Annotated in this window: 29 protein-coding genes; 15 read left to right on the forward strand and 14 right to left on the reverse strand. The window is 35.1% G+C overall.

Annotated features, from left to right (window positions below):
- The first annotated feature begins 266 nt into the window (after positions 1-266).
- From ileS to BUA89_RS12515, 8 genes are all read left to right on the forward strand, one after another.
- Positions 267-3722 carry an isoleucine--tRNA ligase gene (gene ileS / locus BUA89_RS12480; RefSeq protein ID WP_072958195.1) on the forward strand — a complete coding sequence of 1152 codons (3456 nt, stop codon included), beginning with the start codon at positions 267-269 and terminating at the stop codon, positions 3720-3722.
- A 59-nt stretch (positions 3723-3781) separates the two neighbouring features.
- Positions 3782-4162 (forward strand): TraR/DksA family transcriptional regulator, encoded by a 381-nt coding sequence (locus tag BUA89_RS12485; protein ID WP_039369928.1) that lies wholly within the window; start codon positions 3782-3784, stop codon positions 4160-4162.
- 81 nt (positions 4163-4243) lie between these two features.
- Positions 4244-4489: a DUF6576 domain-containing protein gene (locus tag BUA89_RS12490; protein ID WP_072958605.1), complete on the forward strand. Its 246-nt coding sequence runs from the start codon at positions 4244-4246 to the stop codon at positions 4487-4489.
- A 15-nt stretch (positions 4490-4504) separates the two neighbouring features.
- Complete coding sequence (locus BUA89_RS12495) at positions 4505-4696, forward strand: DUF2683 family protein (protein WP_072958197.1); 192 nt, start codon at positions 4505-4507, stop codon at positions 4694-4696.
- Positions 4696-5337: a lipoprotein signal peptidase gene (locus BUA89_RS12500; protein ID WP_072958200.1), complete on the forward strand. Its 642-nt coding sequence runs from the start codon at positions 4696-4698 to the stop codon at positions 5335-5337. Before BUA89_RS12495 ends, BUA89_RS12500 begins: the two co-directional genes overlap by 1 nt.
- Before the next feature lie 15 nt (positions 5338-5352).
- On the forward strand, positions 5353-5997 hold the full coding sequence (locus BUA89_RS12505) for a SanA/YdcF family protein (protein WP_072958202.1): 645 nt from the start codon (positions 5353-5355) through the stop codon (positions 5995-5997).
- A 248-nt stretch (positions 5998-6245) separates the two neighbouring features.
- A complete protein-coding gene (trpS, locus tag BUA89_RS12510) occupies positions 6246-7214 on the forward strand; it encodes a tryptophan--tRNA ligase (RefSeq protein ID WP_072958204.1) in 969 nt (322 codons plus the stop codon).
- 67 nt (positions 7215-7281) lie between these two features.
- Positions 7282-7644 carry a hypothetical protein gene (locus BUA89_RS12515; RefSeq protein WP_072958207.1) on the forward strand — a complete coding sequence of 121 codons (363 nt, stop codon included), beginning with the start codon at positions 7282-7284 and terminating at the stop codon, positions 7642-7644.
- Here BUA89_RS12515 and BUA89_RS12520 read toward each other — a convergent pair whose 3' ends face one another.
- From BUA89_RS12520 to BUA89_RS12530, 3 genes are all read right to left on the reverse strand, one after another.
- Entirely contained in the window at positions 7645-8928 is a 1284-nt protein-coding gene (locus tag BUA89_RS12520) for a sensor histidine kinase (RefSeq protein WP_072958210.1), read from the reverse strand. It abuts the gene before it with no gap.
- Positions 8929-9600 carry a response regulator transcription factor gene (locus tag BUA89_RS12525; protein WP_072958213.1) on the reverse strand — a complete coding sequence of 224 codons (672 nt, stop codon included), beginning with the start codon at positions 9598-9600 and terminating at the stop codon, positions 8929-8931.
- 65 nt (positions 9601-9665) lie between these two features.
- Entirely contained in the window at positions 9666-10115 is a 450-nt protein-coding gene (locus BUA89_RS12530) for a PepSY-like domain-containing protein (RefSeq protein ID WP_072958218.1), read from the reverse strand.
- Positions 10116-10140: 25 nt separating this feature from the next.
- Here BUA89_RS12530 and BUA89_RS23410 point away from each other — a divergent pair, with 25 nt between their 5' ends.
- Positions 10141-10272: a hypothetical protein gene (locus BUA89_RS23410; protein WP_262487544.1), complete on the forward strand. Its 132-nt coding sequence runs from the start codon at positions 10141-10143 to the stop codon at positions 10270-10272.
- Between the two features lie 26 nt (positions 10273-10298).
- Here the strand turns inward: BUA89_RS23410 and BUA89_RS12535 are convergent, their stop codons facing one another.
- The 5 genes from BUA89_RS12535 to BUA89_RS12555 form a co-directional block, all read right to left on the reverse strand.
- Entirely contained in the window at positions 10299-11006 is a 708-nt protein-coding gene (locus BUA89_RS12535; RefSeq protein ID WP_072958221.1) for a YjjG family noncanonical pyrimidine nucleotidase, read from the reverse strand.
- 204 nt (positions 11007-11210) lie between these two features.
- Complete coding sequence (locus tag BUA89_RS12540; protein ID WP_072958608.1) at positions 11211-11801, reverse strand: RNA polymerase sigma factor; 591 nt, start codon at positions 11799-11801, stop codon at positions 11211-11213.
- Between the two features lie 198 nt (positions 11802-11999).
- Positions 12000-12491 carry a hypothetical protein gene (locus BUA89_RS12545; RefSeq protein ID WP_072958224.1) on the reverse strand — a complete coding sequence of 164 codons (492 nt, stop codon included), beginning with the start codon at positions 12489-12491 and terminating at the stop codon, positions 12000-12002.
- Positions 12492-12576: 85 nt separating this feature from the next.
- Positions 12577-13857, reverse strand: coding sequence for a methionine adenosyltransferase (metK, locus tag BUA89_RS12550; RefSeq protein WP_072958228.1), 1281 nt, complete (start codon positions 13855-13857; stop codon positions 12577-12579).
- A 241-nt stretch (positions 13858-14098) separates the two neighbouring features.
- Complete coding sequence (locus BUA89_RS12555) at positions 14099-15049, reverse strand: LysR substrate-binding domain-containing protein (protein WP_072958231.1); 951 nt, start codon at positions 15047-15049, stop codon at positions 14099-14101.
- A 132-nt stretch (positions 15050-15181) separates the two neighbouring features.
- Here BUA89_RS12555 and BUA89_RS12560 point away from each other — a divergent pair, with 132 nt between their 5' ends.
- The 5 genes from BUA89_RS12560 to BUA89_RS12580 all read left to right on the forward strand — a co-directional run bounded on the left by BUA89_RS12560 (position 15182) and on the right by BUA89_RS12580 (position 19445).
- The gene (locus BUA89_RS12560) at positions 15182-16669 is read left to right on the forward strand and encodes a catalase (protein WP_072958234.1); all 1488 of its coding nucleotides are present in this window, start codon (positions 15182-15184) and stop codon (positions 16667-16669) included.
- A 106-nt stretch (positions 16670-16775) separates the two neighbouring features.
- Entirely contained in the window at positions 16776-17543 is a 768-nt protein-coding gene (locus BUA89_RS12565) for an enoyl-CoA hydratase-related protein (protein ID WP_072958238.1), read from the forward strand.
- A 46-nt stretch (positions 17544-17589) separates the two neighbouring features.
- A complete protein-coding gene (locus tag BUA89_RS12570) occupies positions 17590-18012 on the forward strand; it encodes a deoxycytidylate deaminase (protein ID WP_072958241.1) in 423 nt (140 codons plus the stop codon).
- Positions 18013-18018: 6 nt separating this feature from the next.
- A complete protein-coding gene (xerD, locus tag BUA89_RS12575) occupies positions 18019-18933 on the forward strand; it encodes a site-specific tyrosine recombinase XerD (RefSeq protein WP_072958244.1) in 915 nt (304 codons plus the stop codon).
- A complete protein-coding gene (locus BUA89_RS12580) occupies positions 18930-19445 on the forward strand; it encodes an NUDIX hydrolase (protein WP_072958247.1) in 516 nt (171 codons plus the stop codon). Before xerD ends, BUA89_RS12580 begins: the two co-directional genes overlap by 4 nt.
- 62 nt (positions 19446-19507) lie before the next feature.
- Here the strand turns inward: BUA89_RS12580 and BUA89_RS12585 are convergent, their stop codons facing one another.
- The 4 genes from BUA89_RS12585 to BUA89_RS12600 form a co-directional block, all read right to left on the reverse strand.
- On the reverse strand, positions 19508-19966 hold the full coding sequence (locus BUA89_RS12585) for a heme-binding domain-containing protein (RefSeq protein WP_072958250.1): 459 nt from the start codon (positions 19964-19966) through the stop codon (positions 19508-19510).
- Between the two features lie 3 nt (positions 19967-19969).
- The gene (locus tag BUA89_RS12590; RefSeq protein WP_072958612.1) at positions 19970-21709 is read right to left on the reverse strand and encodes an Ig-like domain-containing domain; all 1740 of its coding nucleotides are present in this window, start codon (positions 21707-21709) and stop codon (positions 19970-19972) included.
- Between the two features lie 25 nt (positions 21710-21734).
- Positions 21735-22997, reverse strand: a complete 1263-nt coding sequence (locus BUA89_RS12595; protein ID WP_072958255.1) for a serine hydrolase domain-containing protein — start codon at positions 22995-22997, stop codon at positions 21735-21737.
- A 142-nt stretch (positions 22998-23139) separates the two neighbouring features.
- The gene (locus tag BUA89_RS12600; RefSeq protein WP_072958615.1) at positions 23140-24069 is read right to left on the reverse strand and encodes a 2-hydroxyacid dehydrogenase; all 930 of its coding nucleotides are present in this window, start codon (positions 24067-24069) and stop codon (positions 23140-23142) included.
- A 95-nt stretch (positions 24070-24164) separates the two neighbouring features.
- Between BUA89_RS12600 and BUA89_RS12605 the strand changes: the two genes are divergently transcribed.
- The gene (locus tag BUA89_RS12605) at positions 24165-24524 is read left to right on the forward strand and encodes a hypothetical protein (RefSeq protein WP_072958258.1); all 360 of its coding nucleotides are present in this window, start codon (positions 24165-24167) and stop codon (positions 24522-24524) included.
- Here BUA89_RS12605 and BUA89_RS12610 read toward each other — a convergent pair.
- Entirely contained in the window at positions 24514-25041 is a 528-nt protein-coding gene (locus BUA89_RS12610) for an acyl-CoA thioesterase (protein ID WP_072958261.1), read from the reverse strand. The two genes, BUA89_RS12605 and BUA89_RS12610, sit on opposite strands and share 11 nt — an antisense overlap.
- Positions 25041-25796, reverse strand: coding sequence for a hypothetical protein (locus tag BUA89_RS12615; RefSeq protein WP_072958264.1), 756 nt, complete (start codon positions 25794-25796; stop codon positions 25041-25043). Before BUA89_RS12615 ends, BUA89_RS12610 begins: the two co-directional genes overlap by 1 nt.
- Positions 25797-25988 lie beyond the last annotated feature (192 nt).

A 25988-nucleotide genomic window follows, 5' to 3' on the forward strand; every position in this document is an offset into this window, starting at 1 on the left:
AATCAACTTGTTGATTAATTCTTTGCTCACTTAGGAAATAAATCTTTAAATAAAATCTTTGCGTTCAAATCTGCTTAATCTGTGAGAGAATATTTAAAAACTTCAAATCAAAAAAGTATTCAACAATTCATAAAAATTAATACCAATATTTATATTTCTGAAACAGAACTTTTTAATTGGAAATATCAAAATAAAACATATATTATAAACCGACAAATTTTAGTAAATTTGCCAACTTAATTAATCAACGATATTGATATATTACAATGAGCCAATTTAAAGAATACAAAAACCTCAACCTTATTGACGTAGCAGAGAATGTAGCGGAATTCTGGAAACAGAACAAAACTTTCAATAAGAGTGTTGAGATTCGTGAGGGGCAACCCGAGTTTGTTTTTTATGAAGGTCCGCCTTCAGCAAACGGTATGCCCGGAATTCACCACGTAATGGCCAGAGCGTTGAAGGATATTTTCTGTCGTTATCAGACCCAGAACGGAAAGCAGGTTTTCCGTAAAGCGGGTTGGGATACACACGGACTTCCGGTAGAGCTTGGCGTGGAAAAAGAATTAGGAATCACTAAAGAAGATATTGGCAAAAAAATTTCTATTGAAGATTACAACAAAGCGTGTCGTGAAGCAGTAATGCGTTATACAGACGTTTGGAACAACCTTACCGAAAAAATCGGTTACTGGGTTGATCTTGACGATCCGTATATCACGTACAAATCAAAATACATGGAAACGGTTTGGTGGCTGTTGAAGCAATTGTACGATAAAGGATTATTGTACAAAGGTTACACGATCCAACCCTATTCTCCAAAAGCAGGAACCGGACTTTCTTCTCACGAAGTCAACCAGCCGGGAGCTTACCGTGATGTTTCTGACACAACTGTGGTTGCGCAATTCAAGACATTACCGGAAACTTTGCCTTCATTCTTACAAGGTTTTGGAGACATACATTTCTTGGCATGGACGACAACTCCTTGGACGTTGCCTTCAAATACAGCTTTAACAGTAGGTCCGAAAATCGATTATGTTTTAGTGAAAACTTTCAATCAATATACTTTTGAACCCATTAATGTTGTTTTGGCTAAAGCTTTGGTTGGAAAACAGTTTGCTAAAAAATATACGGAGGGAACAGACGAAGATTTTGCAAATTACACTTCTGAAACGAAAGTTATTCCTTATCAGATTTTGGCAGAATTCAAAGGAGCTGATTTAGTTGGAATTAAATACGAGCAATTATTACAATATGCTCTTCCTTACCAAAACCCTGAAAATGCGTTCAGAGTAATTTCCGGAGATTTCGTAACGACAGAAGACGGAACAGGTATCGTTCACACGGCTCCGACTTTTGGTGCTGATGACGCGAAAGTAGCTAAAGAAGCCCAACCAGAAGTTCCGCCGATGTTGGTGTTAGATGAAAATGAAAACCCAATTCCATTAGTAGATTTACAGGGAAGATTTTTATCTATTGTAAATGATGAAATCTATGGTTTCGCCAATGAATATGTAAAAGGAGAATACCTTAGCGAAGACGAAAAAAATACGGAATTAAATATTCAGAAAGAAAATTTAAAGTCAATCATTGCAGATTTGAAGGCTTATCTTTCTGTAGATGAAAGAATTGCTTTAAAATTAAGAAAAGAAAACAAGGCTTTCAAAGTGGAAAAATATGTTCACTCTTATCCGCACAGCTGGAGAACAGATGAGCCGTTACTATATTATCCGTTGGATTCTTGGTTTGTGAAAATGACCGCTGTAAAAGACAGATTGGTAGATCTAAACAAAGAAATCAACTGGAAGCCAAAAGCAACAGGAGAAGGACGTTTCGCGAACTGGTTGGAAAACGTAAACGACTGGAATCTTTCCCGTTCAAGATATTGGGGAATTCCGTTGCCGATCTGGAGAACAGACGATTTGAAGGAAGAAAAAATCATCGGTTCCGTTGAAGAAATTTACAACGAGATTGAAAAGTCGATCGCAGCGGGATTCATGACAGAAAATCCATTCAAAGATTTTGTAATCGGAGATATGTCTGAGGAAAATTATGCTTTGGTTGATTTGCATAAAAATATTGTTGACCAAGTAATTTTGGTTTCGGATTCAGGAAAAGCGATGAAGCGTGAGAGCGACTTGATCGACGTTTGGTTCGATTCTGGTTCCATGCCTTATGCGCAATTGCATTATCCTTTTGAGAATAAAGAATTAATCGACAACAATAAAGCTTTCCCTGCAGATTTCATCGCGGAAGGAGTTGACCAGACTCGTGGTTGGTTCTACACTCTTCACGCGATCGGAACGGCGGTTTTCGATTCTGTTGCTTATAAAAATGTAATGAGTAACGGACTTGTTTTGGATAAAAACGGCATTAAAATGTCGAAATCCAAAGGAAATGGAATTGATCCATTTGAAACCTTAGCGGTTTACGGGCCAGATGCTACGCGTTGGTACATGGTTTCGAATGCGAATCCGTGGGAAAACCTGAAGTTCGACATCGATGGAATTGATGAAATCAGAAGAAAATTCTTCGGAACATTATACAATACGTATTCATTCTTTGCCTTATATGCGAATGTTGACGGATTCAATTATTCTGAAAAAGACGTTGAAAACAGACCGGAAATCGACAGATGGATCTTGTCTGAATTAAATTTATTAATTCAAGAAGTTAAAGCATTCTACGAAGATTACGAGCCGACAAGAGTGGCAAGAGCAATCAACACTTTTGTGAACGATAACTTATCAAACTGGTACGTAAGATTGTGTAGAAGACGTTTCTGGAAAGGAGATTATTCGGATGATAAAATTTCAGCTTACCAGACTTTATATACTTGTCTGGAAACGGTTGCTAAATTATCTGCGCCAATTGCTCCGTTCTTTATGGATCAATTGTATCAGGATTTAAATAAAGTAACAGGAAAAGAAACTGCGGAATCTATTCACTTGACAGATTTCCCAGTTGCAGATGAAAGCTTAATTGACACTGATCTGGTTGAAAAAACACATTTAGCACAAACTATTACAAGTTTAGTATTATCCATCAGACGTGCAGAAAGCTTAAAAGTAAGACAGCCGCTTCAAAGGGTATTAATTCCTGTCCTAGATTCAAAAACTGAGAAGCAAATTGCTGCGGTTTCAGAATTGATTAAGCAAGAAGTAAATGTTAAAGAAATTCAATTAATCAATGCTGAAGAAGCATCTGATTTAATTGTAAAACAGATAAAACCGAATTTCAAAGCGCTGGGTCCTAAGTTAGGAAAAGATATGAAAGTGGTTGGTGGAGAGATCGCTAATTTTAATGCAGAACAGATTTCAACATTAGAAAAAGAAGGAAAACTAGACGTTCAGGGATACGAAATTACATTGGATGACGTAGAAATTTCGACAAAAGATATTCCTGGATGGACCGTAACTTCTGATGGAAAAACAACTGTGGCATTAGATTTGACGTTAACAGACGAATTAAAATCTGAAGGTATCGCAAGAGAATTCATCAACAGAGTTCAGAATCTGCGAAAAGATAAAGAATTTGACCTGACAGACAGAATATCCATCACATTGGAAGAAAATTCTCCGTTCTTAAATGATATTAAGAAAAATGAAGAATATATTTCGTCTGAAGTCTTGTCAAATAAAATAGAAATTGTATCTTCACTTTCAAATTTTAACGAAATCGAAATAGATGAGGTTAATTTTAAGATAAATGTTGAAAAAAATTAACATATAGTTATTGTTTTTCAAATTCCATTTCATAATTTTATTAAAAAAGAGAAAAGAACATGTCAGACGAAAGAGTAAGATACAGTGATGCTGATTTACAAGAGTTTAAAGCAGTAATCAAGGAAAAAATAGAGAAAGCAGAAAACGATTTGAAACTCATCAGAGAAAGTTTCATCAACGACCAGAATAATGGGACAGATGATACCTCTCCGACATTTAAGGCGTTTGAAGAAGGTGCTGAAACTTTAAGCAAAGAGCAGAATTCTATTTTAGCCGGAAGACAGGAAAAATTCGTGCGTGACCTTAAAAATGCTTTAATAAGAATTGAAAATAAAACGTATGGTATCTGCAGAGTAACAGGAAAATTAATTCCTAAAGAAAGACTTTTGGCTGTTCCTCATGCTACATTGAGCATCGAAGCGAAAAACATGCAAAAATAACCACTAGGTTAGTTACAATAAATTTGGGTTTATATCGTATTTCAAGGAATACTTTATAAACCTAATTTTTAATATATGCCCATGAGCGAAATATTAATTTTAGGAATTATCATTATTGCAGTATTGGCGTTTTTCAATAGAGAATGGATCAAAAACAGATTCTTTCCCAATGAAAAGCGAAATTATACAATTGATGATCAATTTAATTCCGATAAACGCGACAGGGAAAAAGAAATCGATCATCTTCTCAGCAAGATGGGGAAAAACGGAATAAACGATCTGTCGGCAAAAGACAGAAAAAGACTGGATGAGCTGTCCAGAAAATAAATTTAAATTAAAGCAATGGAATCTATAATTGTACACACCAAAAATGCAATGGAACTGAACGCGCTGAAAAGTGTGCTGAAAGAAATGAATATCAAATTTGAAAAATTCCATACCAAAAACACTCACCACAACCAGAAGACGATCAAGAAAATCGTTGATCAAAAAAACGAAAAAATAGGGAAACCGACTAAACCAAAAGGATTGTAATGAAGAAGATAGCATTTGTAACCTTGCTTATTTTATTGATAGATCAGGCTTCAAAAATTTATGTAAAGACAAACTTCGAACTCAATGAAAGCATTCCTGTTATTAATGGTTTTTTCAACAAAACTTTTGTAGAGAATCCAGGGATGGCCTATGGTTTTCAGTTTGGAGGAATTATTGGTAAATATTTTCTTGTTATTGTAAGAATTTTCCTGATTGGGGGAATGGTTTACCTTTTCAGAAAATGGTTAAAACGCGGTGAATCTAATTACCTGCTTATTCCAATGGCCATGATTTTTGCAGGAGCCATCGGAAATTTAATTGACGGAATGTTTTATGGAATGATTTTCGACAGCGGTACAGTCTTCGATGAAAGTACCGGAAGATGGATCGGCTATGGAGGAGTCTCCAAATTTGTTCCTTTTGGACAGGGATATTCTACATTCATGAAAGGCTGTGTAGTGGATATGCTTCATTTTCCGTTGGTAGACTGGAACGTTCCGGAAAGCTGGCCTTTAATCGGAGGAAGACATATTGAATTTTTCAAATATATTTTCAATGTGGCAGATTCTGCGATTACAGTAGGTGCCGCTTTATTATTGATTTTCAGAAAAAAAGCTTTTCCAAACGGTCTGGAATTTTAAAGAATAACACACCCGATGAAAAAATTAATTAAAAACATTTTTAAAATTTTCCTGCTGCTTTTTGTTGCAGGAATTATTTTTATTACCTGGGCGAACTACAGCATTAAAAAAGACAGCGATCCCAAAGTCTTTTATGATATTGCAGATCTGCCAGCAACGAAAACCGCACTACTGCTTGGAACGGGTAAAAATCTAAGCAACGGGCAGCCCAATGCTTATTTTTATAATAGAATTAAGGCAACTGCAGACTTATATAAAAGCGGAAAAGTTCAGTATATCATTGTAAGTGGCGACAACAGTCAGAAAAATTACAACGAACCGGAAGACATGCAGCTCGCATTGATTCAATACGGAATTCCTAAAGATAAAATCTTCCTTGACTTTGCTGGATTCCGAACGTTGGATTCTGTTGTACGAGCGAAAGAAATTTTTGGACAGAAAAAATTGATCATTGTTTCGCAAAAGTTTCATAATGAAAGAGCAGTATTTTTAGCCAAACAGAACGGAATGGAAGCTTTCGGTTACAATGCTCCCGATGTTAATAAATACGCAGGTTTTAAAACCAATATAAGAGAATATCTGGCTAAGGCAAAGGCTTATTTGGATTTGATTTTAGGTGTGAAGCCAAAATTTGGAGGAGACAAGGTTTTGATTCCTTGATTTTCACTCGCTGATTTTGCAGATTATGCAGATTTTTTTCATTTAGAATAATTTAAAATTTGGGCTAAAGCCTAATCTGTGTGCTTATTTTAAAAGCGGACTAAAATCTACTCCTATTGATACACGGATATCAAATTTCTTCCGTAATTAAAAATTACCATGTAAACATCTGTGTAAATTCGTGAAATCTGTGGGAGAATTAACTAAATTTGCAATTCATTAATTTTTTTAAATATAAATTTTAAACAATGTCAAGAATTCTTACCGGCATTCAAGCCACCGGAACACCACACTTGGGAAACCTTTTGGGTGCAATTATTCCTGCAATTGAGCTATCAAAGCAAGAAGGAAACGAATCATTTTTATTTATTGCAAATCTGCATTCTCTTACGCAAATCAAAGATGCGAAAGAACTGAAACAAAACACCTACGAGATTGCTGCGGCTTGGCTTGCTTGTGGGCTAGATACCGAAAAAACATTTTTTTACAGACAAAGCGACATCCCTGAAACCTGTGAACTTTCTTGGCATTTATCATGTTTTTTTCCTTATCAGAGATTGACGCTGGCGCATTCTTTTAAAGATAAAGCAGACCGTTTGCAGGATGTAAATGCAGGGTTATTTACCTATCCGATCTTGATGGCTGCCGATATTTTATTGTATGATGCTGAAATCGTTCCTGTAGGAAAAGATCAGCTTCAGCACTTGGAAATTGCGCGTGATGTAGCTTCAAGATTCAACAATCAGATGGGTGAAGTTTTTGTTTTGCCACAATCGGAGCTTCAGGAAGACACTAAATATGTTCCCGGAGTGGATGGACACAAAATGTCTAAATCCAGAGGAAATATCATCAATATTTTCTTACCTGAGAAAGAGCTGAAAAAGCAGGTCATGAGCATCGAATCCGATTCTAAAACATTGGAAGAGCCTAAAGATCCTGAAAATGATAAAACATTTGCCATCTATCAACTGATTGCAACGCCTGAACAAACTGAAGAGTTAAGAGCGAAATATTTAGCAGGAAACTTCGGTTATGGTCATGCGAAAAAAGAGCTTTTGGATTTAATTTTAGTAAGGTTTGAAAAAGAAAGAGAATTATTTTCTTATTATATGAACAATCTTGAGGAACTGGAAGCTAAGCTTCAGGAAGGAGCGGCAAAAACGAGAGTGATTGCTACGGAAACGATTAAAAGAGTGAGAGAAAGTTTGGGAATTTAATTCAAATTTTTAAAAATATTAAGAAAGCCTTTCAGATTGAAGGGCTTTTGTTTTCTATTTTTATTTAATGAAAAATTTTTGCTTAGTAATTATTCTAATTTTGTCTTCTTGTAAAAAAGAAGATCAGTATTTTAATGTAAAGGATGATTTAATTTATAAATATAAAAATGAATTATTTTTAAAACACACAATAATTCTTAAAAATAGAAATCCTAAAAATTCAGGTAAAGTAATACGCTTTTTTAACGATGTTGCTCACAAGAACAAGGTTCTTAAATTAAAAGATTTTATTGATACAAAGACCTTTCATCAAATAAAAAACAATTATCAAGACAGATTTATTAAAGATGTATATGAAGATTCTAAATATCAATATATTTTCAGGGACCACCCAGCTTCTTCACCATATATTTTAATAAAAAGTAGATAATTACTTATTGTCTTTTGAAAGAATAAAATAATGCATTTCATCCCCAAATTCATACGAAATATTCCAATTTGGATATTGTTTGATGATCGACATAATAATTGAAAGTCCTAATCCTGTAGAAGTATGATCCGAGCTTTGCTTATAAAAACGGCTGAAAATTTTCGATGAATCCAAAGCTGTTTTAGAACCTGAATTTTGGAAAATCATTCTTTCTTTTTCAATAATGATATTAATATTTCCGTTTTGATGATTGTATTTCACCGCATTTTTCAACAAATTTGATAGTAAAACATTCGCCAGATCCGGATTAAAATCTGTGACGAAATTTTCCTTTTCGAAGACATTTACTTTAATATTTTTGAACTCAATAAAATCTTCATATTCTTTCAGTAAATCATGGATCATGTCATTGAAATTAACGATCTGAATTTTATTGAACTGACTGTTTTCAATTTTAGAAAGCATCAACAAAGATTTATTAATGGCGACCATTCTTCGCAAATCATTCTTTACTTCCACGAAAGAATTCATGCTTTTTTCTTCCAAATCTTCGTTCTGAATCATTAAATCAATTTTATTAATGACAATCGCCAAAGGGGTCTGCAACTCATGCGAAGCATTTTCTATAAATTGCTTCTGTTGATGAAAAGCCAATTCGTTTCTTTCGATCATTTCATCAATTTCAACATTCAATTCTTCAAATTCCTTGATTTTATACTCTTGCGGAACTGCTGTTGTAGCAACCCCAAACTGGTATTTTTTAAGTTTATCTAAAATCTTATAAAACGGTCGCATCGCCTTGCTCAACAAAAATCCGTTGACGAAAAGAATACTTACCACCAAGAAAAAATAAAGCACAACCAAAGCAATACTTAAGTCATAAATCAGTTCATCCTCTTCTACCGTCGATGTCCTGACCGTTAATTTTCTGTATCCGCCAAATTGGTCTTTAAATCCTGTTTCCAACACACGATACGGTTCATCATCATCGTCGTACTCCATGTAATATGTTCGGTTGTAAAACTTATTTCTGTTGTTGTATTCTGCTTCCGAAACAGGAACTATCTTAAATTCATTGAAAGCAAAATCAGTATTATTAAGCAATTTTTCATCCTGATAAACCGCCTTGATCAACTGTATTTTTCTGTTTTTCAGTCCGTCATCCACATTATCATACACTTCATCCAAAATAAAGGCATAAAACAAAGCCGCCCAAACCGCAATAATCAGCAGCAAGGCAACAATAAGGTATTTTATCGTGTAATATTTTAACGAACTTTTCATTTAAATCAATTTATAACCAATTCCGTAAACCGCCTGAAAATCGGCTTCTGAATTGGAATTCTTTAATTTTTTTCTAAGATTTTTAATTTGAGAATAAATAAAATCCAGACTGTCCGCCTGATCGATATAATCTCCCCAAATTGCTTCCGCCAAAGTAGTTTTCTGCAACGTTTTTTCAGGCTGAATCACAAAATAATACAACAAATCATATTCTTTACGATTCAAAACCAATTCTTTATTATTGATTAAAACTTTTCTGTTTTCCGGATCGATGTTGATATTTTTATAAGAAATTGTATTTTCTCCGTCCTGTTTTTTCCTTCTGATAACAGATTTTATTCTCGCCAATAATTCAGCCAAATGGAAAGGTTTAGCCAAATAATCATCTGCACCAATCTCCAGACCGGCAACTTTATCATCCACAGAATCTTTTGCCGACAAAATAATCACTGGATCTTTTTTGTGCATGGCTTTTATTTCTTTCAGTAAATTAATTCCGCTTCCGTCGGGAAGCATGATATCTAAAAGAATGCAGTCATATTCATAAGAAATGATTTTTTCCAGTCCGGAACTGTAATCTTCGGCATATTCTACAATAAATTGTTCTGCTTCCAGAAAATTTTGGACAATATTTTTCAGTTCAGGTTCGTCTTCTATAATTAAAATTTTCATGCGTTTTAAATATGAAGTTCTATCAAAGATATAAAATTAAAACCTCCTGCTTTAGGAGGCTATGATCAATCATCAATTTTTGTAAAGTTTCCGTTTCTGTCGAATTCCACTTCAACTCCGTTAGAAAGTTCGGCTTCATAAGACCATCTTCCTTTTTTAATCTGAGTAATAAAGGTTTGGGGAAAGCTTCTCGTTACATAGTTTCTGATATTGACAGGAATGAAATTGTAAGGAATTTTCTGATGTTTTCCATCGACTTCTTTCCAGTTTCCATTTCTATCAAATTCAATTTTTACGCCATTTGCCAAATACACATTGTATTCATCGACACCATAAATTTCTCTGTCTTCAACTGCAGAACCAATTCCGACACCTTTAAAATTCGTAAAAAGAAAAGTTTTTGCTGCTTTGGGTAATTGATTGGGATTAATCGCTCTGTCTTGTCCGTAAACAAAACCCGCAATTAAGATAAGAAGGACTGCTAATGCAATTGTTATTTTTGTTCTTGTTTCCATAATTTTCTACTTTTTGTTAATTATTATGGAACAAATATCTATATCAAATTGGGAAAGAATTGGGAAAAATCCAGAATTGGATTTAGATGATGATTTTTTTGCTGATATCACCTTTTTTCTTCTTAAGAAAAATGCTTGTCAAGGTTTTGAACCTTGACAAGCATTAAATATAATTCAAAACTTTTAATTAAAATTTAAAAAAAATTCTTTAATCTGCAACAAATGTTTAATTGATTTCAAACCTTCCTGTTGTGGATTTTCATTTAAAACATCAAAGAAAATAACATCCATTCCGAAGTTTTGGGCTCCGACAACATCCGCGATCCAATCATCTCCGATTAAAATACTGTTTTCTTTTGTGGCATCAGAAAGATTTAAAGAATATTCAAAAATTTCAGGACGCGGTTTTCTTACTCCAACTGTATCCGCACTTGTAATGGTCTGGAAATATGTATCAATTCCGGATAAAATACATTTTCTTTCCGTCACTTCTTTAAATCCGTTGGAAATAATATGCAATGTGTAGTTTTTGGCTTTAAGATATTCTAAAATATACTCTGCGCCTTCTACCAGTTCATTATGATTGAGGATTTTATCTAAAAAATGTTCTTCAAAAAACATTGATAGTTCTAAATCATCTACAGTAAAACGTTTAAAAGTATCATAAAAACGATGTTTCCTCAGATATTCTTTATCGATAATTCCATCACGAATGTCTTCCCAAAGTTTTTCATTGATTTCGTGATAAACCGAATGGAATTCATCAAAATTGATATTATATTTTAACCCGATTTCTTCTTTTTCGAAAAGGTCTTTTATCGTTAAATAGGCATTTCTGCGGTGATCCCAAAGTGTATTGTCGAGATCAAAAAAAATGTGCTGAATTTTCATACAGCACAAAATTAATAATTTTAATTTTTGGAAATCGGATAATTCTTGCTCTTGGTTTTTACAACCTCGACACTCTTTGAAAAGTTGAGCAAAAAGTCAATCGTTTGTTTCTTAGGTTTCAAAGCTTTCACTTTTAAGGAATCATTTTTTCTCATAGGCGATTAAATGTTTTTCCTTAGAACGAGAATTTTCCGAATTTATTATCTATCTTGTCAAGACAATATTATTTTCTTCCATGATTTTTCTCAGGTTGATCAACGCGTACCGTACTCTCCCTAATGTAGTATTGATGCTCATGTCTGTATGGTCAGCGATTTCTTTAAAGCTTAAACCATCAAAAAATCTAAGTTTAATTACCTCTTGCTGGTTTTGCGGCAGGAATTGGAGCATCTTCAAAAGATCTTCCTGAATCTGGTTGGTTACCAATTGGTCCTCAATATTTTCAGAAGGTTCTCTTAATAAATCAAAAATAGAATATTCGTCGGTTTCAAAAGTAGTTTCGGAAACTTTGATGTTTTTTGCTTTTGATCTGAAATGGTCGATAATAAGATTGTGAGCAATTCTTTTTGCCCAAAGAATGAACTTTCCTTCTTCGTTATAGCGTCCTTCTTTTAGCATCACGATAATCTTCATGAATGTATCCTGAAATACATCGTTTGCTAAATCTTCATCATTAATTTTGTAAAAAATGAATGTAAACAGTTCTCTCTGATGACGGTGAATAAGGGTTGACAACGCCTCTTCGTCTCCTTTTTGGTAAAGGGAAATTAGTAAACTATCCGATTTTGATTTCATAACTTCTTTCTCAATAAATATTTTGCTGATGAAAATTTTCCCAGATATTTTATCTGGCTTCAGCTGTAAATACAAAACAATTCTTCAGAGTAAAGTCGAATCAATAGGCGGATACAATTTTTCTATGGTGTAAATATAATAAATTTTTAATAACTGTTAACCATTTATTAATTTTTTACGAGAAAAATTTAAAAAAAATCATTTAAACATGTCGTGAATGAACACAGTTGGGATATTTAGTGTAAAATTTACATTCACCCCCTTTAACTCTTTGCCGTTTATTCCGCTATTTCCTATCGGAAAAGCATACCCTCCGGTTACATCAAGGATCCCAAAAATCGTAACGCCAACTTTCGGGGCAACATATTTGTTCGTTCCTTCCGCACCAATCAGGAAATAATAGGAATGCGTAAAGTCAACATTTTTTTCAAAATTTAACAAAACATCGGCAGAAATTTTAGGCATGATGGCAAATTGAGAGTTTGCAGAACCCATCATTGCGGATGCTCCCAAACGGTAAATAACATCATCATTTTTCAGGAAAAGCAACTTCCCTCCTATCTCCCCGAAACTTTGATTTTGATAGGTGTATCCTACACTCACCATTTTATGCACTGTATACTGCGCTTTTGTAAATATACTCAGGAAAAATACGGAAAGGATCGTGATTGCAAATCTGGCGTTTATCATCTTCAATTTATTTTCATGTAAAATTAAAAAAAACTGCCTTATCGGAAAGATAAAGCAGTCATTTATTCTTATTAAGTTTAAAAAATTAAATTCCGAAAGAAGCTTTAATTTCGTCTACTTTGTCTAGTTTTTCCCAAGTAAAGAACTCTAAACCTGTTAAAGTAAGTTCGTTTTTATGTCCTTTATTGAACGTTTTATCAGCCACGTAATGCTCTCTTCCCATATGTCCGTAAGAAGCTGTATCCTGATAAATTGGGTTTCTCAATTTCAGGTTTTGCTCGATTGCATAAGGTCTAAGATCAAAAATTGTAGAAACTTTTTTAGCGATTTCACCATCGTGAAGATCAACTTTAGCCGTTCCGTACGTGTTGATGTATAAACCACAAGGTTCAGCAACACCGATTGCGTAAGAAACCTGTACCAGAACCTCGTCAGCAACACCTGCAGCAACTAAATTCTTAGCGATGTGTCTTGTTGCATAAGCCGCACTTCTGTCTACTTTTGAAGGATCTTTTCCAGAGAATGCACCACCACCGTGCGCTCCTTTTCCGCCGTAAGTATCAACGATAATTTTTCTTCCTGTAAGACCTGTATCTCCGTGAGGACCACCGATTACGAATTTACCAGTTGGGTTGATGTGATATTTGATCTGATCATTAAATAAAGCCTTGATCTCCTCAGTTTGTAAAGCAACAACTCTTGGAATCAAAATATTTTTAATGTCTTCTCTGATTTTGTTTAACATTTCTTCCTCTGATCCGAAATCGTCGTGCTGAGTAGAAACTACAATAGAATCTATTCTGATTGGTTTGTGATCATCAGAATATTCGATGGTAACCTGAGATTTTGCGTCAGGACGAAGATATTTAATTTCAGAATCTTCTCTTCTGATCGCAGAAAGTTCTTTAAGAATAGTATGTGCCAAATCCAAAGCCAAAGGCATATAGTTTGCCGTTTCATTCGTTGCATACCCAAACATCATCCCCTGATCTCCGGCTCCCTGCGCGTTTGCTTTAGCTTCAAAAGACTCATCTGTTACCGCTCTGTCTACACCCTGATTGATATCCGGAGATTGCTCGTGAATGGCTGAAATAACACCACAAGAATCACCATTAAACATATATTCTCCTTTTGTATATCCGATTCCGTTGATTACGTCTCTTGCAATCGTCTGTACATCAAGATAAGCATCAGATTTTACTTCACCAGCCAAAACAACCTGTCCTGTTGTAACAAGAGTTTCGCAAGCTACTTTTGAAGATTTATCATATGCTAAAAAGTGGTCGATTAATGCATCGGAAATCTGATCGGCAATTTTATCCGGATGTCCTTCTGAAACTGATTCAGATGTAAATAAATAAGACATATTATTCTCTTTGTTTTTTTAGATTAAAAAATTCACGAAGAAAAGTAAGAATAAATTGCCAGAATGTCTAAAAAAAGTAATACTGTTTTAGCATTTTTTTATAGAGGTTGCAATCAGGTCAAATTTTTCCTCGTTCGTAAACGTTGGCAAATTTAAGTACTATTTTGCGAATACTCAAAATTTTTGTTTACTAATTATAATTTTCTTTAAGTTAATGATCTGTCAAGCTTTAACAATAAAACTATTGTGGTTTTATGCTTACGAATTCTTTCGGATTTTCATGATAATGAAGTTTGTTCTCTAACGAAGTTCTGATAGAATGCGATAATTCGTCAATAATTTTCTGTTTAAACGTTGGCTTATAGTAAATTATACTGATCTCTCTGTAAGGAAAAGGCTTTTTGAATCTGAAAACATTGTCCTTTTGCACATCAGAAAGTTGGTTTAAGGCTAATTCAGGTAAAATACTGATTCCACCTACTTTATCTACCATGTGGACCAAAGTCTGGATATTGGAAGCCAGGAAATCCAAATTCTTAGGCTTCAAAGTATTTTCCTTTAAATGACAGATATTTTCAAATTGATTTCTCAAACAGTTTCCTTCTTCAAGCAGCCAAACTTTTTCTACATTCAGATCTTCAGGAACAACATAAGAGTTCTTTTTATTGGTCTCTGTATTCGAACTGTAGATCATTAATTCTTCATTAAATAAGAAGTCCTGATAAAACTCGTCTGCCGCATCATAAGGCGTAGAAATAATTCCGGCATCCAATTCTCCGGCTTTCAAAGCCTTGATGATATTGTCCGTTGTCATTTCCTTCACATTCATCTGAATTTTCGGATTATCTTCCAAAAATTTGAAAATTTCAGTCGGCAAAATAAAAGAAGAAACCGTTGGAATTATTCCTAAGTTAATTGTCCCTCCCAAAATATTATTCAAAAGATTGGCCTTATTCTTCAGTTCATTGACAGACTCTATGATAACCTTCGCCTGATCGATGATCTGAAGTCCTACATCTGTGGTACGTATCGGGTGCGTTGTTCTATCGAAGACTTTCACATCCAGTTCGTCCTCAAATTTCTGTATCATTGCACTTAACGTAGGTTGCGTAATGAAGCACGCTTGCGCTGCCTTACCAAAATGTTTGTACTTATCTACAGCGATAAGATACTCCAGTTGCTGAATGTTCATCTGATTAATATTATCTATTACAAAGATAAAATGTTTTTGCTATCGGCAATTAAAAATTCTTGTAATTTTGATATTTACTACCTTTACATAATTAACTACAATTAAGAAATCATTCGCAAAAATCATAACTCTATGGATTCTAAAAAATTAACATTAAGCAACGGCTCTCCTTATTTTGAGCATCAGGATTCGCAGACAGTGGGACCGAGAGGCCCGGTATTATTACAGGATTTTATTTTACAGGAAAATCTTGCCCATTTTGTAAGAGAAAGGATCCCGGAAAGGGTGGTACATGCAAAAGGGAGTGGAGCTTATGGAACTTTTACAGTTACACACGATATTACACAATATACCAAAGCAAAATTATTTTCAAAAGTCGGCAATTCCTGCAGAATGTTTGCCCGTTTTTCTACTGTTGGAGGTGAAAAAGGAAGTGCAGATACAGCAAGAGATCCAAGAGGTTTTGCCCTAAAATTTTATACAGAAGACGGAAATTGGGATCTGGTAGGAAACAATACACCAGTATTCTTTATTAAGGATGCTAAAAAATTTCCGGATTTTATCCATACTCAAAAAAGAGTTCCGAAAACGAATCTGAAAAGCGCTACAATGATGTGGGATTTCTGGAGTTTAAATCCAGAATCTCTTCATCAGGTTTTAATTTTAATGTCAGACAGGGGAACGCCTTATGGCTACCGACACATGCATGGTTTCGGGTCACATACTTTCGCCATGATCAATGATAAAAATGAGCGCGTTTGGGTAAAATTTCATTTTAAAACAAAACAGGGGATCAAAAACTTCACAAATGAAGATGCTGTAAAAATGGCAGGAGAAAATCCTGATTTTGCACAGGAAGATCTTTGCAATGCCATTGAAAACGGAGATTTCCCGAAATGGACGATGTACATCCAGGTGATGACGGAAGAGCAGGCAAGAGATTTCAGATGGAATCCTTTTGACGTTACTAAAGTTTGGTTCCAAAGCGATTTTCCGCTAATTGAAGTGGGAGAAATGGAACTGAATGAAGTTCCTGTCAATTACTTTGCCCATGTTGAACAATCGATTTTTTCACCGAGTAATCTCATCAACGGAATCAGTTTTTCGCCCGACAAAATGCTTCAGGGAAGATTATTTTCCTATCCGGATGCACACAGGTACAGAGTTGGTGTCAACGCTCATCAGCTGGAAGTGAACAGATGTCCCTTTGCAGTCAATAATTATCAGAGAGACGGTTTTATGGCAGATTCCAGCGAGTATCAGGATAAACCAAACTATCACCCGAATAGTTTTGATGATATTAAAGCCGATTCATCTTATAAAAATTTTGAATATGAGTTAGACAGCGCTCATGTTGCAAGCTATAACAGAAATGAAAACGACGACGATCATTACACCCAGTCGGGCTTACTCTACTCAAAAGCAATGACACCGGAAGACAGACAAAATCTCGTTAATAATATTGTCGGAAGTATGAAAGGGATCGACGGACCAAAGAAAGACGAAATCATCAACCGCCAGCTTTGTCATTTTTTCAGAGCCAACATAGAACTTGGCATGAAAGTAGCTACACAGTTAAACGTCACCATTGATGGAAATATGATGAATCATAACAAATAACGTTATTCTCCAACAATAATCACATTAAAAGGAAAAAAAGTCAATATTTTTTCCTTTTTTTTACAAAAAATTTATAATTTGCACAGAATAATATTTCAAAGTGAAAATGAGTTACGATAATATATTATTGCATCAAGAAGATAATGTATCAACTATTACTATAAACCGACCTGAGAGTTTGAATGCATTAAATGCAAAAACGATCAGCGAAATAAGTTCAGCTTTAGACGAACTTAGCAATGATTCTTCCTGCAGGGTAATTATTCTTACCGGAAGCGGAGAAAAATCTTTCGTTGCAGGAGCTGATATTAAAGAGTTTAGTGATTTTGGACAGGAAAAAGCTGAAGAGCTGGCCAGAAACGGACAAAACTCTTTATTCAATAAAATTGAAAATATGACCAAACCTGTCATCGCAGCCGTGAATGGTTTTGCATTAGGTGGAGGTCTGGAGCTTGCTATGGCATGCCACATCAGATATGCTTCGGAAAATGCCAAATTAGGGCTTCCGGAAGTAACATTAGGGTTAATCCCTGGTTACGGAGGAACTCAGAGGCTTCCGAAACTTGTAGGTAAAGGTATTGCCAACGAAATGATCTTCTCTGCCAAAATGGTTCCTGCTGCAAGAGCAAAAGAAATCGGACTGGTAAATGAGGTATATCCTATCGAAGATTTATTGAACAAGACAAAAGAACTGGCAGATACTATAGCGCGCAACTCGCCAATGGCGATTTCCAGAGCTATACATGCTGTTAATTTATCGGATACGGATAAAGGTTATGAAACCGAGATTAATTATTTCGGAGAGCTTTTTGATTTAGACGATAAAAAGGAAGGAGTTTCCGCATTCTTAGAAAAAAGAAAACCGAACTTCTAAACCTTATCCTTAATACAAATTATTTCGAAAAAATCAATGCTGCTGTATGAATAAGTTTGATAAAGCTTATCTAAAAATGGCTCAGGAATGGGCAAAACTATCCTACTGTAAACGAAAGCAGGTAGGAGCTCTTATCGTAAAAGATAGGATGATTATTTCAGATGGTTATAATGGTACTCCTTCGGGGTTCGAGAACTGCTGTGAGGACAGTGAAGGCAAAACGCATTGGTATGTGCTGCATGCCGAGGCCAATGCAATTCTAAAATTGTCGGCTTCCACACAGTCTGCCAAAGGTGCCACTTTGTATTTAACACTTTCTCCGTGTAAAGAATGCAGTAAGCTTATTCTTCAGGCGGGAATTACAAGGCTGGTATACATCAACGAGTATTCGGACGATGACGGAATATCATTTTTAAGAAACCATAACATTGAAATAGAGCAAATTTCGGATTGTGAACTAAAAAAATAACACAACATGACTTGGGATGAAAAAATTAAGGATTTTGAGATCTTTCTTCGTTTCGAACGAAATTTTTCAGAAAACACACTCGACGCCTACATTCGAGACATCAAAAAATTAAAAGAGTACGCAGAAGAAGATCTGGAAAACGTCGGTCCGGACAGTATAGGCTATGAAAATCTGCAGGAATACATCTTTAACCTTTCAAAACAAAAATTCAGCGAAAGATCTCAGGCCAGATGGATTTCTTCTATTAAAGCATTTTTTAAATTTTTAATAGAGGATGAATACCGTGAAGATAATCCTGCTTCTTTGCTGGAAGGCCCAAAGCTTGGTCTTTATCTGCCGGATACATTAAGCCTGCCGGATATCAACAAAATTATCGGTGCCATTGAAGCCAATTCAGATCTTGGAAAAAGAAACCAGTGTATTATTGAGGTTCTTTATGGCTGTGGTTTACGTGTGTCGGAGCTTATTGATCTTAAGATTTCCAATATCAATTTTAAAGAACATTATATAAAGGTACACGGAAAAGGGAATAAAACCCGATTTGTTCCTTTGGCAGATTATACCGCAGAATTGCTGAAAGATTATATCCGCCATACCCGTTCTAAAAATAAGATCAATAAGAAATATGAAGATACGCTCTTCTTAAACAGCAGAGGTACTTCAATGTCTCGCGTGATCGTATTTTTAATCATCAAAGAACTGACAGATAAAGCAGGGGTAAACAAGAAAATCTCGCCTCATACTTTCAGACATTCTTTTGCAACACATTTGCTGCAAAACGGTGCAGATCTTAGATATATTCAGGAAATGCTGGGTCATTCGAGCATTACAACGACCGAGATCTATACCCATCTGAAAACGGAGGAATTAAGAGATGTTATCTTAAGCTACCATCCGCGAAATATGAATACTACTCAATGAAAATATTGAAATATTGCCCCAACTGCGGCAAAGAATCTCTAAACTGGGACGGCGAAAAAAAATGGAGCTGTCCTGAATGTGGTTTCTCTTTGTATAATAATGTTGCAGGAGCTGTAGCTGTTGTCATTCGGCATGAAGATGAAATTTACCTTACCAGAAGGAACAGAGACCCTAAAAAAGGTAAACTGGATCTTGCCGGAGGTTTTGTAGATCCCAAAGAAAGTGCAGAAGAAACATGTAAAAGAGAGCTTTTTGAAGAACTGCAGATTGATATCGATATTTCAAATTTAAAGTATTTAACGAGCCTTCCGAATGTTTATCAGTATAAAGAGATTGATTACAATACGATTGATCTTTTTTACGAATATCATGTTCCGGAAAAGTTTGAGGTCAGCTTAGAACTGTCTGAAATCTCAGAGGCTGTCTGGATTCCTTTAAAAGATCTAAATCTTGAAGATTTAGCTTTTGATTCTCAAAAGAAATTTTTTGAAGGCTATTTAAAAAATATTTAATTTCTTATTTAAAATAAAAAATTCCCACCGATCTCAGGATTTGTGGGAATTTTGTATGTAAACTAATAAGTTTTTAATTTCAATATTTCTTCGAAATACTTTACCAACAAGGTTCTTTCTGCTTCGGAAAGATTGGCTTCTTTGTGATACACGATATATCCGGGCATCGGCATCGTTTTGTTCTGAATGGTTTGAATGGATTTATTCAGCATGTTTTCCTTCAGATCTTTGTTATAACTTCCCCATACAGAAAAATTGAGATGTTCTCTTCCTTCGTTGATGTGGCTTTTAACCGACCACGATATCGGTGCAATATATGCGTATTTAGGATATACCGTTTCGTTGGAATGGCAGTCGTAACAGGCATTTTTGATCAATCCCTGTATCTTTTCAGGAGTTTTTTGAATATCAAAAAAATTAGCTTTATGATCAACTGGCGGATTTACTTTATCTGTTGGAATAAACTGTATTAAAGCAAAGCCGAGTAAGCTCCAGAAAAGTATTTTTTTAAACGTTTTCATGTTTTACCTCGTTGGTGTCAGCAGTGCATCATTGCTTTTCAAATCCATTTTCTTTGCATCTTTGGGAGGTTCGGTATTTTTAGGGAAGCTTAATTTTGAAGTATCCAACACTCTCGTGTCATTAAGATCCCATTCTACATTACTTTCCCATAAAGGTCTTACCACCGCTGTCTGGTAGAATATATAAGAATCCTCCGCAAAAATATTATTCTGGAAATCGGCTTCATCCCAAAACTTATTCTCATTATTATCCACAAGAATTTTCACGATATACTCAGCGGGTTTCAGGATATCAAACTTCACTTCGCTCCCTTTTGTGTATTTCTGATACAGAACTTTATCCGACGAATCCACCAACTGAAGCCAATAGCTTGTAGTAGGAGCATTTTTCAAAATAAATGTAAGACTTCCATAATTTTCAATCTTGTCTGCCGTAAAATCAAAACGTTTTGACTGATAATTTTTAGCATAAAAGGAGGAAACCGTTTCTTTTGGTACTGTCAATTGATATTTTTTTCCTGCAATAAAATCTGCTTTTACGAGGATCTGATAAGGATTTGTCTCAGATATTTTCGCTGTAAACGGAACTGTATTTAAACTGTCACCAGCAACTCTGAACGTCCATTTATCCGGACTGATCTTATCTATGTAATAATTTGAACTGATTTTAAAATCTGATTTCGGGGCAAGCAATTCTCCGTTATTATCACTATTAACATCCATTACATTTTTCGGATTGTACTTGTAAAACAGAGAGGCATTATACAGCGTATCTTTTTTGGGTCCTCCGGCATTATAACCAAATTTAAGATTCTCGGTTACTGTTTGCCCGACATCACTTTTAACGGCATCAAACCAGATTCTTACCGTATCTGATTTTGGTTTATGAGTGATCTGATATTCCTTAATTTTTTCATTCAGCGGCTGAACTTTTACCTCATCCGGCTTTCCTTCAAAAGTCATGATGGCACCTCCCGCAATTTCTTTCATTTCAAGATATTTCACAGGTTTTCTGGAAGGATATAATTTCAAATTCAATCCTGAGACAGATTTTTCAACTGTAACAGGATCTTTCTGGAATCCCACTTTTTCTTTTCCGGGATCGTATATGGAATTTCCGTTTTCGTCTTCGAAAGCAATGATTTTATAACGTCCCGGAGCCAGATAATTCAGCTCATAATATCCGTCATCATCTACCTTTGTGATGTAATAAGGTTTCTGTTTATAATTGATCGTATCTTTTACCTGATATAATCCTACAACAAATTTGTTTTCTCCCGCTTTCTTGATGGACAATGCATCCCTTACATCTCCGCTGATATACAGATCGTCCAGTTTTTCCCCTGTTGAAAATGCAAAATTGAAATACCTCAGCACGTTCGCTTCGTTATTATCGGCAATGGCATTTCCAAAATTAAAATTATAAGTTGTATTAGCTTGTAGGGTATCCGTCCATTGAATCAGGACAAATTTATTGGCAATATTTGCAGGAATAATGCGCTTGATATTTTTAATCGGCGGCGAAATATTCAGATTCTTGTTGATGTCTTTTAACGTTACATATTCATCAAAATCAATACGGAGCTCTTTAATATCTCTCGGAACATTGATTCTTGACGTATCAATATTGGAACTTAAAAACTTTGGAGCCAATGTATCTTTTAATCCGCCAACTGGCGAACCCACTCTTGCACATGAGTGCAACAGAAAACCGATAACGAATAAAAAAAGGAATCTTTTCATGAACATGTTTACGCAAAAATAAACATTATTCTCCATAAACTTCACTATGCCCGTTCAATGTATCTTTCTCATCACTCATGATGCTGTGGAGCTTATCTTTCTGAGGCGGAAAATCTTCGAACAAACCTGATAAAGCAAGTGCTGTATACACTCTGTTTGAATATTTGTTTCCGATTGCAACAATTGTAACTTTTGATTTCAGCAAATGCGCAAAAACAGAATTTGTCCCGTGCCACCAGCCGTTATGATAGGTCAGCTTTTCACCGTTATCAAAAATTTTCATTCTGAAGCCGAATCCGTAATTGTTCATCCCGAACTTTTCGTTGCTGTAAGGTGTAAATACCTGCTCCATCAGCTCAGGCTTTAAAAAATCTTTAGAAAACATGGCTTTAGAAAAATTATATAAATCCCGTGGAGTTGTATATACATTTTTATCGCCATAAATAAGATCCAGCCTGTCTAAAGGGTATAACCTATTTCCTCCATAATAAAATGATTGAGAAGCCGTCGGAATATCTTTCTCCTGAAAAATATAACTGTTTTTCATTTTTAACGGAACAAAAACCATCTCTTTCATCGCCTGTGGAAAAGGCATTTTCGTTACTTTCTCAATCAATAAAGCTAATAATGCGAAATTGGTATTGCAATACATAAATCCGGTATCGGTTTCTCTTGCCAGATCCGGCTTGTATTTAATGATCATATTCAGCACATCCTCATTGGTGATAAAAGTTTTGGAAAGTTCTGCCGGAGCCGGCTGAATTTTCGTAATAAAGTATTCGTATTTCGGAAGTCCGCTTCTCTGGTCCAATAATGTCTTAACCGTAACATTCGGATATGGGAAACCCGGAAAAAACTGTGTCAAATGATCCGTTAACTTTATTTTCCCGGCTTCAACCAATTTAAGCATCGCCATCGCCGTCAATGTTTTTGAAACCGAGGCTACATGAAGCGGTGTATTTCTGTCTATCGGCTTTTGATTTCCTTCTCTTGCAAAGCCTCTGTAGTTTTCATACAGAATATCATCTCCTTTTGCCACCAGAATTCCTCCGCTCAGGTCACTGCCTTCCCATACTCTTTTATAATACTGATCGATATAACGAACTAAAGACGCCTTATCGGGAACCTGACTGTCTTCTCTGGTAAAGACAGAAGACAAATCAACATTTCCGTAATTCGGAAGGCTGGTTGTACTTTCTGCAACAGCTGCTTTGTTTTCAGATTTATTTTTACAGGAAAAAAGGGCTAAAAAGACAGTTAAAATAAGTACAAAATTACGCATCCTCATGAATTTCAAAATGAGCGGCAATTTAATAAAACTCAAAATAAATAATAAATATTGAATAGAAATTATGAATTATTTAACATAAAAAAGTAAACTGTAAATCAGATCAAATTGGATTATTATTTACAGTTTTACATTTTAAACTTTATGCAAAGGAAGCTACAATTTTATCTACAATTACCTGAGCCAGCTTTTCTTTGCTTTGATGCGTCCAGCCTGCGATATGAGGAGTAACTATCACTTTTTCGGATTCTAAAAGGTATTTTAAATCTTCATTTTCGGTTTCTAAATTTTCAAAAGATGATTTTTCGTATTCTAAAACATCAAGACATGCTCCTTTTACTTTACCCGCTTTTAAGGCCTCTACTAAACTTTTAGTTTCAATATTTTTCCCTCTCGCCGTATTTACAAAATAGAAGTCATTTTTCATGTCGGAAATAAATGGTCCGTCGACCAGATAATAAGATTGTTCCGTTAATGGAATATGTAAGCTTAAAACTTCAGCCTGGTCTTTCAATTCCTGAAGGGAAACCTGTGTTGCATATTCATCAGAAAGATTGGGGAGAATATCATGAAAGATTACTTTACATCCAAAACCTGAAAGTCTTTTAGCCGTAGCTTTTCCCATATTTCCGTAACCAATTAACCCGACTGTTTTTCCTAATAATTCATCTCCTCGGTTTTCTTCACGAAGCCAGATCCCGTTTTTTACTTCCTGAGAAGCAATGAAAAGTCGGTTCATTAAAATCAACAACATTCCGACAACGTGTTCTGCTACAGAATCTCTGTTTCCTTCAGGAGAATTAATCAGTTGAATTCCTAATTTTTCAGCCACCGGAATATCAATATTTTCCATCCCTGCTCCTACTCTTGCGATAAACTTTACATTTTTAGCTTTCTCTAAAAAGTTTTTATCTAAAGGAATCCTGCTTCTGATAATCACCCCATCATAATTTTCAATCTTATCACAAACCTCATTATACGAAGACGTAAAATCTTCCTCCAGAATAAAGTTTTTGGCTAAAAGCTGTTCGGTAATTAAAGGATGGTTTTTATCTAAGAGTAATATTCTCATGGAAGGCATAATTCTTTATATTTGTTGATGCAAAGGTAAGTCTCAAAAAAGTAGAAATTGCCTTTACAAGATAGAATTTTTCAATTTTGATCCTGATGAAATCAGCTAAAATCATTTTCAGTATTTCCGTATTGTTACTTTTACTTTATATCATTGCATTAAGCTTAAAATTTTCTTCCATACAGGAAACCGTTCCTATTCATTATTCTTCAGAAGGTGCGGATGGTTTTGGGAATAAAATATTTCTGTGGCTGGAAGTTGGACTGAATGCAATTCTTTTAATGCTTATCAGTTTGCCCATATTTTTCCCTAAGAAAATGTTCAGAAAGGAAGAAGGTTACCTGGAGACATCTTTTGAGATAGCAATAAAAAACCGACAAATATTTTTGTCGGTTGTATCTGTAATGGTAACTTTAGTTTTCTGTATACCTTCTCTGATAAAATTTATTCTGTAGGTTCTTCCTGAAAAAGCTTTTTAAGCTCGATAGATTCCGTAGGCTTCATTCTTCCGGAAAGAATCAGGGAAAGTTCTTTTCTTCTTAAAGCTGCGGCATATCTTTCTTTTTCAAGGTCTGTTTCCGGCTCCATATCAGGAATTGGAATGGGCCTGTTGAATTCGTCCACTGCCACGAAGGTATAAATTCCTTTGTTGGTCTGTATTTTTTTATGATTAATCGGATCATCCAGCCAGACATCCACATAAATTTCCATAGATGTTGAAAATGCACGGGAAACTTTGGACTCCATGACCACAATTCCACCTTCCGGAATCGGATGATCGAAGGAAACGTGATTTACGGATGCTGTCACGACTCTTCTTTCGCAATGTCTTGTTGCCGATATCGAAGCACATCTGTCCATTCTTGCCAACAATTCTCCACCGAAAAGATTTCTCAGCTGGTTGGTATCATTGGGAAGTACAATATTTGTCATCACCGTCAGGGAATCTGACGCTTTTTTTATTTTTGCCATTATTTCTTAGTGTTGTTTGGGGTTGCCGGAGTTTTTACTATTTCTTTAACTACAGGCTGAATTGGCTTCTGCACCACAGAGTCTTTCTTCAGCGAATCTGCAACCGACGGATTATGTACCCGTACTTTTACCGTATCTTTTGCTATTCTGTGCGTTTTGGTCTGTACGGAAATATTTGTTTTATCAAAGGATTTTTTCCCGAAAAGAAGTTCTTGTTGAGTATAACCTACATAAAGAATACCCAGCACCGGAATAATAATCAGAAAAGCCCAAAGAATTGACTTGTTGAATTTATAATCTTTTTCGGAAGGAACAGCCACTTTGAATTTGATTTCCTTATTATTGATGTCTGAAATTTTAATTTCTTCCAGACCATAAAAATCCGGATGATCCGATTCTAATCTGTTTCCTTTGAAATGAGTTTTGCCATCTTCAATAAAAATGGTTCCCAGGCCCTGAATTTCCAGTATTTGCTCTGCCTGTAGTTTCTTCTTCCAGAAATCTGTCTGAATCTGCAGATCTGTTTTGGACGCTTCCAGGTGCATTTGCTTCTGGCTTCCTATGAAAGCCGCCAGATCATCCGACTTTGCTTCATAGTCCGGAGCATAAACAATTTTACTGGCAGGAGGAAGAATACTTCCGTTTTCGGAATTGATAATTGCCTTAGAGTTTTCCAGAGAAAACACTCCAAAACCAGGAACTGTTGCAGTCCCAAATTGTTTCAAATATTCTAAAATATAAGCTGAAATATTCATTTGGTGGCAAATTTATGACTTTTTCGTGACTTTTTGAGAGATTTATTTTTTATGAACAAGAGTTTAAAGGAGTTTTAATTTTATAAATTTTAAAATTGCCTTCATAAGTTCGCCATTTGCTGAATCCATTTTCTTTTCAGAATAAAAAGCCGTTTTTTTAGTTGATTAATGATTCAATTTTACAGATTTTGG

The sequence above is a fragment of the Chryseobacterium arachidis genome (genome assembly GCF_900129245.1).
Taxonomy (GTDB): Bacteria; Bacteroidota; Bacteroidia; order Flavobacteriales; family Weeksellaceae; genus Chryseobacterium; species Chryseobacterium arachidis.

Coding starts and splice junctions, on each gene's coding strand:
- ileS (WP_072958195.1), top strand. CDS start 267: ATGAGCCAATTTAAAGAATACAAAAACCTCAACCTTATTGACGTAGCA.
- BUA89_RS12485 (WP_039369928.1), top strand. CDS start 3,782: ATGTCAGACGAAAGAGTAAGATACAGTGATGCTGATTTACAAGAGTTT.
- BUA89_RS12490 (WP_072958605.1), top strand. CDS start 4,244: ATGAGCGAAATATTAATTTTAGGAATTATCATTATTGCAGTATTGGCG.
- BUA89_RS12495 (WP_072958197.1), top strand. CDS start 4,505: ATGGAATCTATAATTGTACACACCAAAAATGCAATGGAACTGAACGCG.
- BUA89_RS12500 (WP_072958200.1), top strand. CDS start 4,696: ATGAAGAAGATAGCATTTGTAACCTTGCTTATTTTATTGATAGATCAG.
- BUA89_RS12505 (WP_072958202.1), top strand. CDS start 5,353: ATGAAAAAATTAATTAAAAACATTTTTAAAATTTTCCTGCTGCTTTTT.
- trpS (WP_072958204.1), top strand. CDS start 6,246: ATGTCAAGAATTCTTACCGGCATTCAAGCCACCGGAACACCACACTTG.
- BUA89_RS12515 (WP_072958207.1), top strand. CDS start 7,282: ATGAAAAATTTTTGCTTAGTAATTATTCTAATTTTGTCTTCTTGTAAA.
- BUA89_RS12520 (WP_072958210.1), bottom strand. CDS start 8,928: ATGAAAAGTTCGTTAAAATATTACACGATAAAATACCTTATTGTTGCC.
- BUA89_RS12525 (WP_072958213.1), bottom strand. CDS start 9,600: ATGAAAATTTTAATTATAGAAGACGAACCTGAACTGAAAAATATTGTC.
- BUA89_RS12530 (WP_072958218.1), bottom strand. CDS start 10,115: ATGGAAACAAGAACAAAAATAACAATTGCATTAGCAGTCCTTCTTATC.
- BUA89_RS23410 (WP_262487544.1), top strand. CDS start 10,141: ATGGAACAAATATCTATATCAAATTGGGAAAGAATTGGGAAAAATCCA.
- BUA89_RS12535 (WP_072958221.1), bottom strand. CDS start 11,006: ATGAAAATTCAGCACATTTTTTTTGATCTCGACAATACACTTTGGGAT.
- BUA89_RS12540 (WP_072958608.1), bottom strand. CDS start 11,801: ATGAAATCAAAATCGGATAGTTTACTAATTTCCCTTTACCAAAAAGGA.
- BUA89_RS12545 (WP_072958224.1), bottom strand. CDS start 12,491: ATGATAAACGCCAGATTTGCAATCACGATCCTTTCCGTATTTTTCCTG.
- metK (WP_072958228.1), bottom strand. CDS start 13,857: ATGTCTTATTTATTTACATCTGAATCAGTTTCAGAAGGACATCCGGAT.
- BUA89_RS12555 (WP_072958231.1), bottom strand. CDS start 15,049: ATGAACATTCAGCAACTGGAGTATCTTATCGCTGTAGATAAGTACAAA.
- BUA89_RS12560 (WP_072958234.1), top strand. CDS start 15,182: ATGGATTCTAAAAAATTAACATTAAGCAACGGCTCTCCTTATTTTGAG.
- BUA89_RS12565 (WP_072958238.1), top strand. CDS start 16,776: ATGAGTTACGATAATATATTATTGCATCAAGAAGATAATGTATCAACT.
- BUA89_RS12570 (WP_072958241.1), top strand. CDS start 17,590: ATGAATAAGTTTGATAAAGCTTATCTAAAAATGGCTCAGGAATGGGCA.
- xerD (WP_072958244.1), top strand. CDS start 18,019: ATGACTTGGGATGAAAAAATTAAGGATTTTGAGATCTTTCTTCGTTTC.
- BUA89_RS12580 (WP_072958247.1), top strand. CDS start 18,930: ATGAAAATATTGAAATATTGCCCCAACTGCGGCAAAGAATCTCTAAAC.
- BUA89_RS12585 (WP_072958250.1), bottom strand. CDS start 19,966: ATGAAAACGTTTAAAAAAATACTTTTCTGGAGCTTACTCGGCTTTGCT.
- BUA89_RS12590 (WP_072958612.1), bottom strand. CDS start 21,709: ATGAAAAGATTCCTTTTTTTATTCGTTATCGGTTTTCTGTTGCACTCA.
- BUA89_RS12595 (WP_072958255.1), bottom strand. CDS start 22,997: ATGAGGATGCGTAATTTTGTACTTATTTTAACTGTCTTTTTAGCCCTT.
- BUA89_RS12600 (WP_072958615.1), bottom strand. CDS start 24,069: ATGAGAATATTACTCTTAGATAAAAACCATCCTTTAATTACCGAACAG.
- BUA89_RS12605 (WP_072958258.1), top strand. CDS start 24,165: ATGAAATCAGCTAAAATCATTTTCAGTATTTCCGTATTGTTACTTTTA.
- BUA89_RS12610 (WP_072958261.1), bottom strand. CDS start 25,041: ATGGCAAAAATAAAAAAAGCGTCAGATTCCCTGACGGTGATGACAAAT.
- BUA89_RS12615 (WP_072958264.1), bottom strand. CDS start 25,796: ATGAATATTTCAGCTTATATTTTAGAATATTTGAAACAATTTGGGACT.